The sequence below is a fragment of the Xylanibacter ruminicola genome, assembly GCF_900107775.1.
GTDB lineage: Bacteria > Bacteroidota > Bacteroidia > Bacteroidales > Bacteroidaceae > Prevotella > Prevotella ruminicola_C.
This window is the reverse complement of the sequence record NZ_FNRF01000001.1, coordinates 127174-142872: the sequence shown is the minus strand read 5'-3', so window position 1 is coordinate 142872 and position 15699 is coordinate 127174. Positions and strand designations below refer to the sequence as shown.

The 15699-nt window shown below is 49.2% G+C and carries 14 protein-coding genes; 8 read left to right on the top strand and 6 right to left on the bottom strand.

Annotation, left to right across the window (positions count from 1 at the left end; all coding sequences use genetic code 11):
* The first annotated feature begins 5 nt into the window (after positions 1-5).
* From BLU97_RS00555 to BLU97_RS00520, 8 genes are read left to right on the top strand one after another with little or no spacing between them, the layout of a single operon-like run.
* The gene (locus tag BLU97_RS00555) at positions 6-485 is read left to right on the top strand and encodes a DsrE/DsrF/DrsH-like family protein (protein WP_074759782.1); all 480 of its coding nucleotides are present in this window, start codon (positions 6-8) and stop codon (positions 483-485) included.
* Positions 486-495: 10 nt separating this feature from the next.
* On the top strand, positions 496-720 hold the full coding sequence (locus BLU97_RS00550) for a sulfurtransferase TusA family protein (protein WP_074759781.1): 225 nt from the start codon (positions 496-498) through the stop codon (positions 718-720).
* Between the two features lie 8 nt (positions 721-728).
* The gene (locus BLU97_RS00545; RefSeq protein ID WP_033150453.1) at positions 729-2168 is read left to right on the top strand and encodes a family 2B encapsulin nanocompartment shell protein; all 1440 of its coding nucleotides are present in this window, start codon (positions 729-731) and stop codon (positions 2166-2168) included.
* Positions 2169-3698, top strand: a complete 1530-nt coding sequence (locus BLU97_RS00540; RefSeq protein WP_074759780.1) for a cysteine desulfurase — start codon at positions 2169-2171, stop codon at positions 3696-3698.
* 4 nt (positions 3699-3702) lie between these two features.
* On the top strand, positions 3703-3915 hold the full coding sequence (gene thiS, locus BLU97_RS00535; protein WP_033150455.1) for a sulfur carrier protein ThiS: 213 nt from the start codon (positions 3703-3705) through the stop codon (positions 3913-3915).
* Entirely contained in the window at positions 3912-4721 is an 810-nt protein-coding gene (locus BLU97_RS00530) for a HesA/MoeB/ThiF family protein (RefSeq protein ID WP_198021266.1), read from the top strand. Before thiS ends, BLU97_RS00530 begins: the two co-directional genes overlap by 4 nt.
* Positions 4722-4724: 3 nt before the next feature.
* The gene (locus tag BLU97_RS00525; protein ID WP_033150456.1) at positions 4725-5123 is read left to right on the top strand and encodes a M67 family metallopeptidase; all 399 of its coding nucleotides are present in this window, start codon (positions 4725-4727) and stop codon (positions 5121-5123) included.
* Positions 5124-5148: 25 nt separating this feature from the next.
* On the top strand, positions 5149-5526 hold the full coding sequence (locus tag BLU97_RS00520; RefSeq protein WP_074759779.1) for a RidA family protein: 378 nt from the start codon (positions 5149-5151) through the stop codon (positions 5524-5526).
* Positions 5527-5614: 88 nt separating this feature from the next.
* Here BLU97_RS00520 and BLU97_RS00515 read toward each other — a convergent pair whose 3' ends face one another.
* The 6 genes from BLU97_RS00515 to BLU97_RS00490 form a co-directional block, all read right to left on the bottom strand.
* Positions 5615-6142: a peroxiredoxin family protein gene (locus tag BLU97_RS00515; protein WP_081352846.1), complete on the bottom strand. Its 528-nt coding sequence runs from the start codon at positions 6140-6142 to the stop codon at positions 5615-5617.
* Positions 6143-6278: 136 nt separating this feature from the next.
* Positions 6279-7430, bottom strand: a complete 1152-nt coding sequence (locus BLU97_RS00510; RefSeq protein WP_074759777.1) for an efflux RND transporter periplasmic adaptor subunit — start codon at positions 7428-7430, stop codon at positions 6279-6281.
* 4 nt (positions 7431-7434) lie between these two features.
* On the bottom strand, positions 7435-11745 hold the full coding sequence (locus tag BLU97_RS00505; protein WP_074759776.1) for a CusA/CzcA family heavy metal efflux RND transporter: 4311 nt from the start codon (positions 11743-11745) through the stop codon (positions 7435-7437).
* Positions 11746-11886: 141 nt separating this feature from the next.
* Entirely contained in the window at positions 11887-13377 is a 1491-nt protein-coding gene (gene cysS / locus BLU97_RS00500; RefSeq protein ID WP_074759775.1) for a cysteine--tRNA ligase, read from the bottom strand.
* A gap of 122 nt (positions 13378-13499) precedes the next feature.
* Positions 13500-14516 (bottom strand): SDR family oxidoreductase, encoded by a 1017-nt coding sequence (locus BLU97_RS00495; protein WP_074759774.1) that lies wholly within the window; start codon positions 14514-14516, stop codon positions 13500-13502.
* Positions 14513-15697: an iron-containing alcohol dehydrogenase gene (locus tag BLU97_RS00490; RefSeq protein ID WP_074759773.1), complete on the bottom strand. Its 1185-nt coding sequence runs from the start codon at positions 15695-15697 to the stop codon at positions 14513-14515. Before BLU97_RS00490 ends, BLU97_RS00495 begins: the two co-directional genes overlap by 4 nt.
* Positions 15698-15699: the final 2 nt, after the last annotated feature.

Genomic DNA, 15699 nt, shown 5'->3' with positions numbered 1-15699 from the left:
GAAATATGGCAGAGACAAAGAAACTTAGCATTATCGCCTTTAGTGGCGATTTCGATAAACTTACAGCGGTGTTCACATTAGGTACAGGTGCCGCAGCCGTGGGTTACGAAGTAAACATATTCTTTACCTTCTGGGGCCTTGATGCCATTAAGCAGAAGCAGGGACGCTCGTTTACCGGTGGCAACTGGCTTACCAAGATTTTTGGTTTTATGATGGGCGGATTAAAGGCTACGCCTACCAGTAGGTTTAACTTCCTGGGTGCTGGTCCTAAGATTTTCCGCTCGCTGATGCGTAAGAACAATGTGGCAACGCTCGAGGAACTGGTTGAGGCTGCTAAGGTGCTTGGCATTAACCTCTATGCCTGCGAGATGGCCATGCATGTACTTGGTTTAAAGAAAGATGACTTTATACCCGAGGTGAAGGATGTGCTTGGTGTAGCTTCGTTCCTGAAGCTTTCTGAAGGTGGTCAAACATTATTTATTTAAAGGTAAGGATATGGCAACAAAGGTATTAGACATTACGAAGGAGCACTGCCCAATGACCTTCGTAAAGACAAAGATTGAGCTCTCGAAGCTTCAAACGGGCGATATACTTGAGGTATTACTTGCCGAGGGTGAACCTCTCGACAATGTGCCCCGAAATGCTAAGGAGCAAGGGTACAATGTACTATCGATTGAGCATGTAGAAGGTACAACACATAAGGTAACAATAAAAAAATAAGAAAGATTATGGCAGATTCAAATTTACAGCGCAGTGTAACCACTGCAACAGCCAGAAGACTGGCAACCACTACCAAGACAGCCCCTCAGATGGGCTCAATCACTCCCAGATTACTCCTGAAACTGCTGCCTTGGGTGCAGGTGTCGGGTGGTACATTCCGTGTGAACCGTACTAAGGTCGAACTTCGCAAGAACGATCGTCTGCCCATTACTTTCCAGAATGGTGTGCCTTCGTTTACAGCAAAGGACCTTAAGGCCATTCCTCTGTTCTCAGAGTTCGACGATGAGATTCTGCATCGTTTGGTAAGCTCGTTCGAGGCCAAGGAGGTTGAAGTAGATAAGCTCTTTGTAGAAGAGGGTAAGGACAAGCAGCGTTTCTTTATCGTAGCTTCAGGTCAGGCCGAGGTTATCAGTAAGGGACCTCATGGTGAGGAACTACGGATTGCTCTGTTGGGCGATGGTGAGTATTTTGGCGAGGCCGACCTGCTCGATGAACAGGAGTCGACAGTATCAGTACGTGCCATCACACCTACTATCTTCCTGGGCTTGAAGCTGAAGGAACTGATTAGATTCATTAAGGATGTGCCCGATTTCCGTGAGACTTTTGATAAGGCTGTAGATAAGCAGCTGCGCCTGAAGGCTTCGGTTAACGACAATGGTGAGAAGCATATCGACCTGGTAAGTGGTCATGAGGAGGATAATATCATTCCCGAGACTTATATTGATTACGAGGAGAATCCTACAGAATATTCGCTGAATACACTGCAAACCGTAGTTCGTGTACACACCCGTGTGAGCGATCTCTACAATAACCCTTACAACCAGCTTGAGGAGCAGCTTCGCCTGTCGATCGAGAGCATCAAGGAACGCCAGGAGTGGGAACTGATTAACAACAAGCAGTTCGGACTGCTGTCGGCTGTTAACCCTGCTTATCGCATTACCACACGTTACGGTTCGCCCACACCCGATGATCTCGACGAACTCCTGTCGTTGGTATGGAAAGAGCCTGCATTCTTCATCGCTCATCCTCGTGCTATTGCTGCCTTTGAGCGTGAGTGCACATGGCGTGGCGTACCACCTGTAACCACCGACTTGTTTGGCACTAGAGTCATCCTGTGGCGTGGTGTGCCCATCATTCCATCGGATAAGGTTGAGGTTGAAGGTCAGTACCTGACAGGTCGTGGCGTTGGTACTACAAAGATTATCCTGGTACGTGTTGGCGAGAAGAATCAAGGTGTTATCGGATTGCATCAGAGTGGTATCCCTGGCGAGATTGCACCATCGTTGAGTGCACGATTGATGGGACTCGACAAGTTTGGTGTGGCTTCATACCTGCTTACCAAATACTTCTCGCTGGCTACCCTTACCGACGATGCCATCGCTGTATTGGAGAATGTTGAGGTGGGCTATTATCACGATTATCAGCATAGAAATAAAGTAGAAAAGTAAATGATTAATATATCAGAACTGAATAGTTTCCCAACAGGAGATGGTGGCTCGCTGGCTCTGCTGAAGGAACTTGCACAGAAATACTGCCCTGAGGAGGCACAGGAGATTCGTCAGAGTATATGGCCTGACGAGTCTCTAAACCTCACGGAACTGGAAGCAGGCTTTAAAGAGCTTCTGGCTGGTGGTAGTGCTTATGGCCAGTTACCTTATATCGGTGATACTGATGCGCAGACCTCGTCATTGCCTAAGGACGACGGCTTTGGGATCGGTATTCCTGAAACGCAGAAGCTGCGTGACCTGCATTATGAGGAGGCCGATACGCTGAACTCCGACCAGATTAAGCGCGATTTCCCTGTGTTGCAGCAGAAGGTGAATGGTCACGACCTTGTGTGGCTCGACAATGGTGCAACTACACAGAAGCCCAATCAGGTAATTGATAAGATTTCGGACTACTATCGTACGTACAATTCAAACATCCATCGTGGCGCGCACACATTGGCTGCCCGTGCAACCGATGCCTATGAAGAGGCCCGCGAAAAGGTGCAACACTTTATCAATGCAGCCACCACCGAGGAGATTATCTTTGTACGTGGTACCACCGAGGGTATCAACCTGGTGGCACAGACCTACGGTAGGCAATTCCTGACACCTGGTGACGAGGTGATTGTTTCGGAGCTCGACCACCATGCTAATATTGTGCCTTGGCAGCGTGTTTGCCAGGAGAAGGGGGCCACATTGCGTGCCATCCCAACCGACCAGAATGGTGATTTGGTATTATCGGAGTTCGAACGTCTGATCACACCTCGTACGCGTTTTGTTTCGGTGGGTCATGTGAATAACACTTTTGGCACTATCAACGACGTGAAGCGTATTATTGAGATTGCCCATGCCCATCAGATTCCTGTACTGGTAGATGGCGCACAGTCGATTGCTCATACACCTGTGGATGTGCAGGCTCTTGGCGCTGACTTCTTTGTATTCAGTGGACATAAGATCTATGGCCCCAATGGTATTGGCGTAGTGTATGGTCGCAAGGAGTTGCTTGATAAAATGCAGCCCTGGCAAGGTGGTGGCAATATGATTAAGGATGTAACCATCGAGCGTACGGAGTATAATGTGCCGCCTGCTCGTTTTGAGGCTGGTACGCCTAATGTGGCCGATGCTATCGGATTGGGGGCTGCACTCGACTATGTGAGTCATCTCGGCATCCGTAATATCGAGCACCACGAGCATCAGTTGACTGAGTATGCTCGCGAACAGCTTAGTCAGATTCCTGGTCTTACGCTTATTGGTAATCCTAAGAACCGTGTATCGGTGGTAAGTTTTGTGCTCGATGGCATTCCTGTTCCCGAAGTAGGTACACTACTTGATAAAGAGGGTATTGCTGTTCGTGCAGGTCACCATTGTGCCCAACCCGCTCTGCGTGCACTCGGTTACGAAATGAGTGTTCGTCCCACCTTCGCGCTTTACAATACCCGCGAGGATGTGGATAAATTAGTAATTGCAGTTAAAAAGATAATTGGTAGATAAAACTATGGCAAAGATAACAGTAAATGGCGAGGCACAGGAGGTGCAGCTGCCACTGAACCTTACAGAGCTTATCAAGCAGAATAATGTGCAGCAGCCCGAAATGGTGAGTGTGCAGGTTAACGATGATTTTGTGGACCGTACCGAATGGGATGGGCTGCAGATTAAGGAGGGCGATGTGGTTGATTTCCTGTACTTTATGGGAGGAGGAACACTATGATTGATTTCACCGAAGAGCAAATCCAGCGTTACTCTCGCCATATCCTGTTGCAGGATGTTGGCGTGGAGGGCCAGGAGAAGATTATGAATGCGCGTGTGCTGGTAGTGGGAGCAGGTGGCCTTGGCGCTCCTGTCTCGCTCTATCTGGCTGCTGCGGGCATAGGCACCATCGGTATTGTTGATGCCGACGTGGTAGATTTGAGTAATCTGCAACGTCAGGTTATCCACTTTACTAAAGATGTGAATGTGCCAAAGGTGCAGAGTGCCAAGGAGAAGATACAGGCCATTAACCCCGACGTAAAGGTGGATACCTATTACGAGTTCCTCGACTCGTCGAACGCACTCGATATCATAAAAGAGTACGATTTTGTGGTGGATGGTACTGACAACTTCCCTGTAAAGTTCCTTATTAACGATGCGTGCGTGATGGCAGGTAAGCCATTCTCGCATGGCGGTATCCTGCGTTTCAATGGGCAGACGTTTACCCATCTGCCTGGCACAGCCTGCTACCGTTGCTTCTTTAAGGAACCACCTCCTGCAGGGGCTGTTCCTACCTGTAGTCAGGCTGGTGTCCTGGGAGCCATTGCCGGTATGCTTGGTACTATCCAGGCAGCCGAAACTCTGAAGTACTTTACAGGTGTAGGCGAGTTGCTAACCAATCGTCTGCTCACCTTCGACGCTAAAACCATGCAGTTCCGCACCATCAATGTAAAGCATCGTGATACGTGCGAGATTTGCGGCACCAACCCTACAATCGACCACCTGATAGATTATGAACAGGCGGCTTGCGACTTAAAAAACCACTAGATAATGATTATTAAGAGAGAGATTATTGAGGAGCTGATTAATCAAGCCCAGCAGGACGCACCTAACGAAACGTGCGGCTACCTGTTGGGTGTAAGCTCTGAGGATGGCGAGGTGGTAACAGAGAACTACTGGATGGAGAACATCGATCACTCGCCCGAACATTTTGCCTTTGCTCCAAAGGATCAGTTCGCAGCATTGAAGTATGCCCGAACCAACGGATTGAAGATTCTTGCCAACTGGCATAGTCATCCGGCCTCTCCTTCGCGTCCCTCGCAAGAGGATTTGCGTTTGGCTAACGACCCCACTATCCGCTACGCTATCCTATCGCTACACGAAGGTATTCATCTTAACTCCTTTAAGATTCTGAATGGAGAAGTTGTTGATAAAGAGGTGCATTTATAAAAAGAATATATTAATGATTTGACAAATGAAAAAAGTTATTAGTACATCAAAGGCACCAGCTGCCATCGGACCGTACAGTCAGGCCATTCAAGTAGGTAACCTCGTTTTTGCATCAGGTCAGATTCCCATCGACCCTGCTACGGGCAATTTTGTAGCAGGTGGTGTTAGGGAGCAGGCCCGCCAATCGCTTACTAATGTGAAGGCCATCCTTGATGAGGCTGGGCTGACATTGGATAATGTTGTGAAGACCACGGTATTCCTGGCCGATATGAACGACTTTGCCGATGTGAATGCGGTTTATGCTGAATTCTTTGCTGAGCCTTATCCTGCCCGTTCGGCTGTAGCGGTAAAAACACTGCCGAAAGGAGCCTTGGTAGAAATTGAAGTGATAGCAGCTCAGTAACTCTTAGAAACCAAATTCAGTGTATTTGATGAACAAATTCAGTGAATTTGATGTGCAAATACACTGAATTTGGTATTGATGTTCCGTATTATTTTAATTCTTTCAGTAGTTTCTCAACCTTCTGGTACTGTACGGTTGAGAGCAGAATCTTGCCTTCGGGTGATACAACTACCATCGAAGGTATCCACTGTACACCATAGGCTTTAGAAATATCTGTTTCCTTAAACTTCTTCAGTTCGCTCACCTGGGGATAGCTGATGCCGTACTGCTTGATGGCCTTCTGCCAAGCTTCAACGTTGGTATCCATCGATACGCCAACGAATTCAACCTTGTCGGAGTGAAACTCGTTGTACAGGCGTACCACCTCGGGCGCATCCTTGCGACAGTCGGGGCACCACGAGGCCCAGAAATCAAGTACTACGGTCTTGCCTTTCAGCGAGTTGAGGCTGAAGGGTTTGCCATCGGGCGTATTCATTGTAAAGTCGGGAGCCACAGTGCCAGGCTGTACCAGACTGGTGGCGTACTTAGCATCCAGATCCTCTTCGGTTGTCTGGGCTTTTGCGTTGAGGGCAAATCCTGCCAACAGCAGGGCTGCCAATGTTGTTCTCATTTTCATCATAAATGTCTTGTCTGTTTTGTTCTATATTTCGATTGCAAAGTTAACGGAAAAATCCCGAATAATGATACCTTCATTCCATATTTTTGCTAAAAATACCATATTGTTGTGATTCAGTAATGCCGTTCATAACCGCTTAATCTTCCTCGCCCGTTTCGCTCTTCTTCATTTCAGAGAGAATGTAGTAAGCACCGCTTAGGGCGTATTGTGTGTTTGTTTGTGTTTGACTGGGGGCAATAATCTCAACAAAGCCATTGTCTTCACGTCCTTTATTGATGGCTACGGGGTGGAATGTCCAGACGCCTTTGTTGTGTGTTGCGGTAAAGGCATAACTCTGTCCGGCATCGCTTACTACAGCTTCGGAGCTCAATGCTTGTACTTTCTTGCCATCAGTGGCTATCTTGCCACACAGATATAGACCCTCGGCAAATTCGTGTTCTGGACCTTCGATAGTGGCACGTATATGTGTGGCCTTTGGATTGTTATCAAAGATGCGACCGATGGAGGTGATTTTTCCTGTAAACTTATCGCCGCACGAAGATTTCAGTTCGAAGTTAACGGGTTGGCCTACACAAATTAGTGGCAGATCCTTCTCAAACACCAGTAGGTCGGCATAGATGTTGTTGAAGTTGACGATGCGGAATACCTCTTGCTGATTGTTTACATACTGTCCTGTCTGTGCGTTTATCTGCTCCACAGTACCACTGATAGGCGCATACAGTGCAATGGCGTTAACAGTCTTGCCTGCAATGATGCTCTTAGGGTTGATCCCCATCATGCGCAGCTGGGCCTCGGCCATTCGCTGTTGCCCCTGTAACATGCGGTATTCTGAAAGAATCTGCTGATATTCCTTACCCGAGCTAACCTTCTCTTGATACAGCTTATGCTGGCGTTCGTATTCTGCAGCCACATAGATAAGACGGTTGTGAGCCTCAAGATAGCGACTCTGTACATCCAGTAAGTCGGGGTGGGTGAGTAGTGCTAGAACCTGGCCTTTCGTTACTTTCTGTCCTTCGTGCACCAGTATCTGCTTGATGTTTCCCCCTGCTACTGGCGATACCGATGCCTGACTTTGTGGGGCCACGGCTAATTTGCCATTGGCTTCTACCTCGCCTTTAAACTCGATGGTAGGCATGGGGCCGAAGGTGATGCCGAGTTTCTGTACCTGTACATCAGTCAGTGTTACGTCGGTCATCTCTGCCTCGGCTGTTTCTTCTGTTTCCTTCTCTGTGTGGTTGCAAGCCGCAAATGTCAGGGCTGCAAGGCATATCATTGTTATCTTTTTCATATTCTTAATAATAGCGTAAGTTCATTTTGTTGTTAAGATATTCGCCATAGGCATTCCAATAATCCAGATGCACCTTAGCCACCTCTTTCATATTGTTGATGAATGCCATGTAATCGATAGCACCTTGGCGGTACGATTCGATAGCTACTCGTTGCTGTTCCTCGGCCAGTGGTAGCTCCATCTCGCGATAGTATTGTAGTTGCTGTTGCCACTTCTCGTTGTTGTTACTCAGGCGTTTTAGTTCGTTGCTTAGTTGTAGCTGTGTGTGCGCCTGCCGCGCCTTTTCGGCTTCCTGTTGCAACTTTCCTGCTTGGGTCTTGGCACTGCGGGCTGTGCTGAACAGGGGCATACTTACACCTACTTCGTAGGTCCAGTAACCTGTTTTGTCGCCAATCTTTTGCGTGCCTCCCTGCAAATAAAACTTAGGTAGATAGTCGGCCTTGTCGGTTTTTGTTTGCAGTTCGGCCAACTTTACTTTCTCTTGTGCTAGCTGGATGTTGGGGTGCAGGTTGGGCGATACCTGCTCGCTGGCTGATAGCGATTGGAGGGCTGCATATGTTGGCTTGTAGTTGGCATCCTGTCCCAACCATCGGTTCAGGTTCTGGAGTGCCATCTGTTCGTCAAGTCGGGCCTCATTGAGTAAGAGTGCGGCTTGACGTGACTGTTGCTGGGCATTGATATATTCCAACTTTGTGGCGGCCTCTGTGTCGTATCTCAGTTTGGCTGCCCGTTCAAAATCGCGATATACGGAGTCGAGGTTCTGGTACACCTTCGTACGTTGGTGGGCTACGATGGCATTCATATAGTCGATACCAACCTCCCGCATCAGCTCGCGTTCGGTTACCTTGGTTTCGGCTTCAGCCACTTTTGCCTGTTGGTGCAGGTAACGTTTCTTGGTGTCGATGCTCAGAATGTCCAGGTTCTGACGTACGGCTATCAGTGTATAGGTAGCTTCGTTGCCCTTGCCAATCTCCTCGCCGCCAGTAGATACCTCTGTTTCGCCTAAATCGAAAGCCGACTTTGTGAGCGCCTGCTGACTTTTGGCATTAAGATGCGCAGCGCGGATGGATGGATAATTCTGAACGGCCATTTGTTGTGCCTGTTCCAAACTGATGGCTTGCTGCGCTTTCGCTGTAGCTGGCAGGCATAACATGCCAACAACAGCCATGGCTGTAACTATATGTTTATTCATTTTTGTGTTGCTTATTTTTTCTTCTAATGCATATAATATAGGTATGACTATGAGGGTAAGAACGGTGGCTGTAAAGAGTCCGCCGATAACAACAGTGGCCAGCGGGCGCTGAACCTCTGCACCTGCCGAACTAGATACGGCCATGGGTAGGAAACCAAGCATGGCGGCAGTGGCGGTAAGTAGGATGGGGCGTAAGCGCTCACGTGTACCTTTTAATATACGTTCGTTAATGTTGCTGATGCCCTGCTGGTGTAAGGAGTTGAACCGGTTAATGAGTACCAATCCATTGAGAACTGCTACGCCGAAGAGTACGATGAAACCTACACCTGCTGAGATACTGAAAGGCATACCGCGCAAGGCCAGGGCAAGAATGCCGCCGATGGTGGCAAGCGGTACGGCAATATAAATCATAAGCGCCTGACGTACCGAGCGAAGGGCAAAATATAGCAGAACAAAGATAAGTAGTAAGGCTACTGGCATCACAATGGTGAGACGCTGGCGGGCATCTTCCAGGTTCTGGAACTCGCCACCGTAGGTGATATGATAGCCTGTGGGCAGGCTAAGCTGATGGTTGAATGCCTGCTGAATCTCGTCAACAAGCGACTGTACATCGCGCCCACGCACATTAACACCCACATAGATACGACGCGAAGCACGGTCGCGACTAATCTGCATGGGTCCTGGCTCGTAGCTGATATCAGCCACCTCCTTTAGCGGAATCAAGGAACCACCAGGCAGATCTACGTATAGATTCTGAATGTTATCGATACTCTGACGTTCGCGCTGATCCAGACGTATAACCATGTCGAATCGCTTCTCGCCTTCGAAAATTACACCAGCTTTGGCGCCTGCAAAAGCTGCCGAAACATAATTGTTCAGTTTGTCGATGTCGAGACCATAGCGCGCCAGACGCTGACGGTCGTAACGTATGGTTATCTGTGGCAGTCCGGCCGTACGTTCCAGTGCTACATCCTCGGCACCATCAATCTTACTGATGATGTTTACCATTTTCTCGCCGATGATGTTCAGTGTGTCGAGATCTTCGCCATACACCTTTACGGCGATATCCTCGCGAACGCCTGTCAGCAACTCGTTGAAGCGCAGTGCCACTGGCTGTGAGAAGGAGTAGTTTAGCCCAGGCAGTGTGTTTAGCACCTCGAGCATACGTTCAATAAGTTCCTCCTTTGATGAGGCTTTAGTCCATTTGCTCTTGTCTTTTTCAAGGATGATAAACGAGTCGGTATAGTCAAACCCCATCGGGTCGGTAGGAATATCAGCCACACCGATACGGGCGCATACGGTCTTGATCTCATCGGGGAAGTGCTCCAGTAGCAGGCGTTCAACCTCCTCCTCGCGTTGGATGGTCTCGGTGAGCGATGAGCCTGGACGTAGGAATGTCTGCATGGCGATATCACCCTCGTCGAGTTCGGGAATAAACTCGCCACCCATACGACCGAATACGATAGCCGACAGCACAAACAATCCTAAGGCAGCTCCCAATACAAGGCGTTTATGTACGAGCGAAAGGCGTAGCAATGGTGTGTAAGCATTCTGAAAGTGCTGCATGACGTGTTCGCTCAGTAACTTTAGTCGGTATTCCAAGCGCGCCAATCTGCTCTGCTCATTTCTTGTGGGGCGTAGCAGTAACGCGCTAGCCACAGGTACGTAGGTAAGGCACAGAATGAGTGCCCCTAGCACGGCAAAGGCAAAGGTGTATGCCATTGGTTGGAACATCTTCCCGCTTACACCTGTAAGGAATAGAATAGGGGTGAAGACAATGAGGATAATAAGCTGACCGAAGAAAGCCGAGTGCATCATAGTTGTAGCACTCTCGTAGCTGACGCAGTCCATATCCTGACCTTTAGCCTTTTCTATCTTATGTACGATACCTTCGACAATTATTACGGCGCCATCAACGATAATACCGAAATCGATTGCACCTAAGCTCATCAGGTTTGCCGACACACCGAAAAGGTGCATAAGTATAAATGCAAAGAGTAAGGCTAGAGGGATTACCGAGGCGGTGATAATACCGCCACGTATGCTACCCATCAGTAGTACGAGCACAAAGATAACAATCAATGCGCCCTCGATGAGGTTTCGTGCGATGGTGCTGGTGGTGCGCTCGATAAGGTTACTGCGATCAAGGAAAGGCTTTATCTCGATATCTGCAGGCAGACTCTTCTGTACCTCCTGCATACGTGCTTTTACAGCAGTTACCACTTTATCACTATTAGCACCTTTGAGCATCAGAATCATACCGCCCACAGCCTCATGACCATCTTGGGTAAAGGCTCCGTAGCGCACCTGATGCCCAAAACGCACATCCTCGGCTACATCGTTGATAAGTACAGGTACACCGCCTTCGTGCTTAACCACTATCTGCTTGATGTCATCGATATTCTTTACCAGACCTTCGCCACGGATAAAACTGGCCATGTGTTCCTTTTCTATGTAGGCACCGCCAGTGTTCACGTTGTTCTTGCTCAGGGCATCGAAAACCTCTTGCATGGTTACATGTCGGGCGTTTAACTGTTCGCTGCTCAGGGCTATCTCGTACTGTTTAATGCTGCCGCCAAACGAGTTCACTTCAACCACGCCTGGTATCATCGATAACTGACGTTTCACCACCCAGTCCTGCATGGTTCGTAGTTCCTGAGGTGTGTACTTTGTAGTGTCCTTGGGCTGTAGGGTGTATTGGAATATCTCGCCCAGACCTGTGGTGATGGGACCCATCTCTGGTTTGCCAAAGCCTTCTGGTATCTGTTCCTCAACCTCGTCGAGTTTCTCCTTTACCAGTTGGCGCGGCAGATAGGTGCCCATATCCTCGCGAAATACCACGGTAACAACCGACAATCCGAAACGTGATACCGAACGGATATCCTCTACACCTGGCAGATTGGCCATTGCCAGTTCTACGGGGTAGGTTACAAACTGCTCGATATCGAGCGTAGAAAGATTAGGCGACGATGTAATCACCTGCACCTGATTATCTGTAATATCAGGTGTTGAGTCCACATTAATGTTCCGCATGCTGTATAGTCCGCCGCCGATAATCGCCGCCAGTAGTAACAGCACCATAAATTTGTGGTGAATGGAATAGTATATTATCCTGTTAATCATACCAAATTTAATTTTCGGCTGCAAAGGTAATACATTCAAAATGCAACTTGGTTGCAAACATGGGTAAAGGCAAGTTATCGGTTTAGGGTATAAAATACAAAAATCCCCCGCTCAACCGAGCGAGGAATTTATTGTTTGATGTTATTTGTTCAGTTTCCAGGTAACACCATCCTTGGTGTCCTTCACCTCGAAACCGGCTGCTGCGAGTTCATCGCGAATCTTATCGCTGGTAGCCCAGTCCTTATCGGCCTTGGCCTTGGCACGCAGCTCCAGTACCATGTCCATCACCTTGCCGAAAGCAGCCTCGCGCTCATCGTTGGTGCCGCTCTTCTCGGCCTTCAAACCTAAGATGTCCTCGGTAAAGAGGTGCATGGTTTCCTTCAGCTCCTGCAGGCACTCGGCACAGATGGTGGCTTTGTGGTCGGTAAGCTTATTAACTACGGTGCAAGCCTCGAACAGACTGCTGATAACCTGTGGGGTTGCCAGGTCGTCGTTCATGGCATCGTAGCACTTCTGGCGCAGGGCCTTAACTACCTTCTCGGTCTCGGCATCGCACTTGTCGGCTACCTGAACGCGCTCCAGGTCGGCAATGGCGTTCATCATCTTCTCCAATCCCTTCTCGGCTGCCTCCAAGGCTTCGTTCGAGAAATCTACGGTGCCACGGTAGTGAGCACTCAGCACGAAGAAACGGATGGTCATGGGCGAGTAGGCCTTCTTCAGCAATGGGTGATTGCCGGTGAAGAACTGCTCGAGTGTGATGAAATTGTTATACGACTTACCCATCTTCTGTCCGTTGATGGTCAGCATGTTGTTATGCATCCAGTATTTTACAGCGGGGTGACCCATTGAGGCCTGTGCCTGTGCAATCTCACATTCGTGGTGTGGGAATACCAGGTCCATTCCACCACCATGGATATCGAACTCCTCGCCGAGGTACTTGCGACCCATAGCTGTGCACTCGCAGTGCCAACCGGGGAATCCGTCACTCCAAGGACTTGGCCAGCGCATGATGTGCTCGGGCTGAGCCTTCTTCCACAGGGCAAAGTCGGCCTGATTGCGTTTCTCGCCTACACCATCGAGCTCACGACTGGCATCCTTTACGTTCTCAAGTGAACGACCTGACAGGATACCATACTGGAACTTCTTGTTGTAAGCTTCGATATCAAAGTAGATAGAGCCGTTGCTCTCGTAAGCAAAGCCATTGTCGATAATCTGCTGAACCAGCTGTTGCTGTTCGATGATATGACCAGTGGCATGGGGCTCGATAGAGGGGCGCAGCACATTCAGTGCATCCATAGCCGCATGATAGCGGTTGGTGTAGTACTGGGCAATCTCCATAGGCTCCAATTGCTCCAGGCGGGCTTTTTTAGCAATCTTATCCTCACCCTCGTCGGCATCGTGCTCCAAGTGACCTACGTCGGTAATATTACGTACATAACGTACTTTATAACCCAGATGCTTCAGATAACGGAACACCAGGTCGAAAGTAATCGCAGGACGGGCGTGTCCCAGATGGGGATCGCCATACACGGTAGGTCCACAAACATACATACCCACGTTGGGGGCGTGAAGGGGCTCGAAACGCTCCTTCTGTCGTGTCAAAGTATTGTAAATTACTAACTTAGATTCCATAATGCTCTTAAATTTTGGGTGCAAAGGTACAATTTTTTTAGCACGAATTACGCGAATTAACACGAAAAATTTTACATCAACATAAAAAAATCGTGAAATTCGCGTAATTCGTGCCTAAAACATCAGACAGAGCGCTTGGCTTGCTCTTGTGCGTCAATAACGCGGTCGCACCACTGGTCGAATTCTGGGTCCTCTATCTGCAGTTCGGGATGTGCCAGGATGTACTGTACGCAACGGCGTACACCTTCGTCGAAACGGGTTGTGGCCTGGAATCCTGGTACGGCGCGCTTCAGTTTGGCGCAGTCGAACATTACCGTTACACTCTTGTCGCCCAGCAGATTACCTGTAAAATCCCACTCCTTGGGCGATGTGGTAGCCAGGAATTCCGAGGCAACGTAGTACGGACGGAATTCTACACCTAATGCATTGGCCACGCACTGGTAAATCTGATTCCACGACAGCTGCTCGTCGCTCATAATCTGGAAGGCCTCGCCAATAGCCTTGGGATTGCCCAACAGACCGATGAAACCACGGGCAAAGTCCTCGTTCCAGGTTACAGTCCAAAGCGATGAACCGTCGCCGTTCACAAGCACCTGCTTGCCTTGCAGCATACGCTTGAGTACCTGCCACGAACCCTTAGGTCCATGTACACTAACAGGCACACTGCGCTCGCAGTAGGTATGCGAGGGGCGTACGATGGTAATAGGAAAACCGTTTTCACGATACTCCTTCAGCAGCAGTTCTTCGCAGGCAATCTTGTTTCGCGAGTACTCCCAGTAGGGGTTGGCCAGTGTGGTACCCTCGGTAATCACATGGTTGGCGGCGGGCTTGTTATAGGCTGATGCCGACGAGATGTAAACATACTGACGGGTGCGGCCTTTAAATAAACGCACGTCGCGTTCAACCTGAGAAGGCAGGAAACCGATAAACTCACATACGGTATCGAAGGTTTTCTTGCCAAGCAGTTCGAGCACCTTCGGCTCGTCGTCGATATCGGCAATAATCTGTGTAACCCCTTCTGGCACCTCGTTTTTGCGATTGCCACGATTCAGCAGCCACAGGTCGTGCCCTGCAGCTGCTAATTGGCGGGTGATGGCCGAGCTAATAGTACCCGTGCCACCTATCATTAATATCTTCATCCGCGTGCCATCTTATAGATTGCTTCCATGTCCTCGGCCTTCAGCACTTTCAGGTTACCGCAGGTAATGGTGTTGTTACGACTGCATTTGCGCACCATCTCCTTGATTTCCTCGTCGGTGATGTCCTTGCCAATCAGTTCCTTGATGTTGATAGGCATACCGATGGCGTGATAGAAACGCTCCATGGCCTGGACTCCCTTTTCGGCAGTGCCTTCGGGATCGGTAAAGTCGTTGGGTACATCCATCACGTTAACGGCAAAGCGTACAAATCTACTAAGATTCTCGTGCATGGTATAGCGGGCCCAACTTGGCCAGATGGCAGCCAGACCGGCACCATGGGTTACATCGAACATGCCACTGAGTTCGTGCTCCAGCTGGTGGGTTGCCCAATCGCCGATAGCACCGCAGCCAGTAAGGTCGTTATGCATCAGCGAACCGCCCCACATAATCTGTGCACGGTAGCGATAGTCCTCTGGATTCTTCAGCACAGGGAATACTGCATTCTTGATACTACGCAGCGCAGCCTCGGCCAGATCGGTAGTAAAGTCCATATCATCGTCCTTGGTAAAGTAACGCTCCATGGTGTGCATCATCATATCGGTAACACCGGCTGCCGTCTGGTAAGGAGGCAATGTCATGGTGCGACGAGGATTCAGGATAGCAAACTTGGGGCGACTCAGATTGTTACTGTAACCCACCTTTACATCGCCGTCCTCGTTGGTAATCACTGAACTTTCGCTCATCTCACTACCTGCAGCAGGAATGGTAAGCACCGCTGCTACGGGCAGCATGGTCTTGGGTTGGGCTTTACCCATGTAGATATCCCATACGTTACCCTCGAAAGGTACACCGTAGCCAATGCACTTAGCCGAGTCGATAACACTACCGCCACCTATGGCCAGAATAAAGTCGATACCCTCCTTGCGGCAGAGTTCGATACCCTGCTGAGCCAACGATAATCGGGGATTGGGCACTACACCTCCCAGCGTAACATACTCAACGCCGCCATCGCTCAGTAAACCACAAATCTTGTCGAGCAGACCAGAGCGTTTGGCACTCTGTCCACCATAATGTACCAGCACCTTTGTGCCGCCATACTTCTTTACCAGCGCAGCTACCTGCTCTTCACTCTGTTCTCCAAACACCACCTCGGTAGGGGCATAGAAATTAAAATCCTTCATAT

Coding starts and splice junctions, on each gene's coding strand:
- BLU97_RS00495 (WP_074759774.1), bottom strand. CDS start 14,516: ATGAAGATATTAATGATAGGTGGCACGGGTACTATTAGCTCGGCCATC.
- BLU97_RS00520 (WP_074759779.1), top strand. CDS start 5,149: ATGAAAAAAGTTATTAGTACATCAAAGGCACCAGCTGCCATCGGACCG.
- BLU97_RS00550 (WP_074759781.1), top strand. CDS start 496: ATGGCAACAAAGGTATTAGACATTACGAAGGAGCACTGCCCAATGACC.
- BLU97_RS00525 (WP_033150456.1), top strand. CDS start 4,725: ATGATTATTAAGAGAGAGATTATTGAGGAGCTGATTAATCAAGCCCAG.
- BLU97_RS00545 (WP_033150453.1), top strand. CDS start 729: ATGGCAGATTCAAATTTACAGCGCAGTGTAACCACTGCAACAGCCAGA.
- BLU97_RS00515 (WP_081352846.1), bottom strand. CDS start 6,142: ATGAAAATGAGAACAACATTGGCAGCCCTGCTGTTGGCAGGATTTGCC.
- thiS (WP_033150455.1), top strand. CDS start 3,703: ATGGCAAAGATAACAGTAAATGGCGAGGCACAGGAGGTGCAGCTGCCA.
- BLU97_RS00540 (WP_074759780.1), top strand. CDS start 2,169: ATGATTAATATATCAGAACTGAATAGTTTCCCAACAGGAGATGGTGGC.
- BLU97_RS00490 (WP_074759773.1), bottom strand. CDS start 15,697: ATGAAGGATTTTAATTTCTATGCCCCTACCGAGGTGGTGTTTGGAGAA.
- BLU97_RS00555 (WP_074759782.1), top strand. CDS start 6: ATGGCAGAGACAAAGAAACTTAGCATTATCGCCTTTAGTGGCGATTTC.
- BLU97_RS00530 (WP_198021266.1), top strand. CDS start 3,912: ATGATTGATTTCACCGAAGAGCAAATCCAGCGTTACTCTCGCCATATC.
- cysS (WP_074759775.1), bottom strand. CDS start 13,377: ATGGAATCTAAGTTAGTAATTTACAATACTTTGACACGACAGAAGGAG.
- BLU97_RS00510 (WP_074759777.1), bottom strand. CDS start 7,430: ATGAAAAAGATAACAATGATATGCCTTGCAGCCCTGACATTTGCGGCT.
- BLU97_RS00505 (WP_074759776.1), bottom strand. CDS start 11,745: ATGATTAACAGGATAATATACTATTCCATTCACCACAAATTTATGGTG.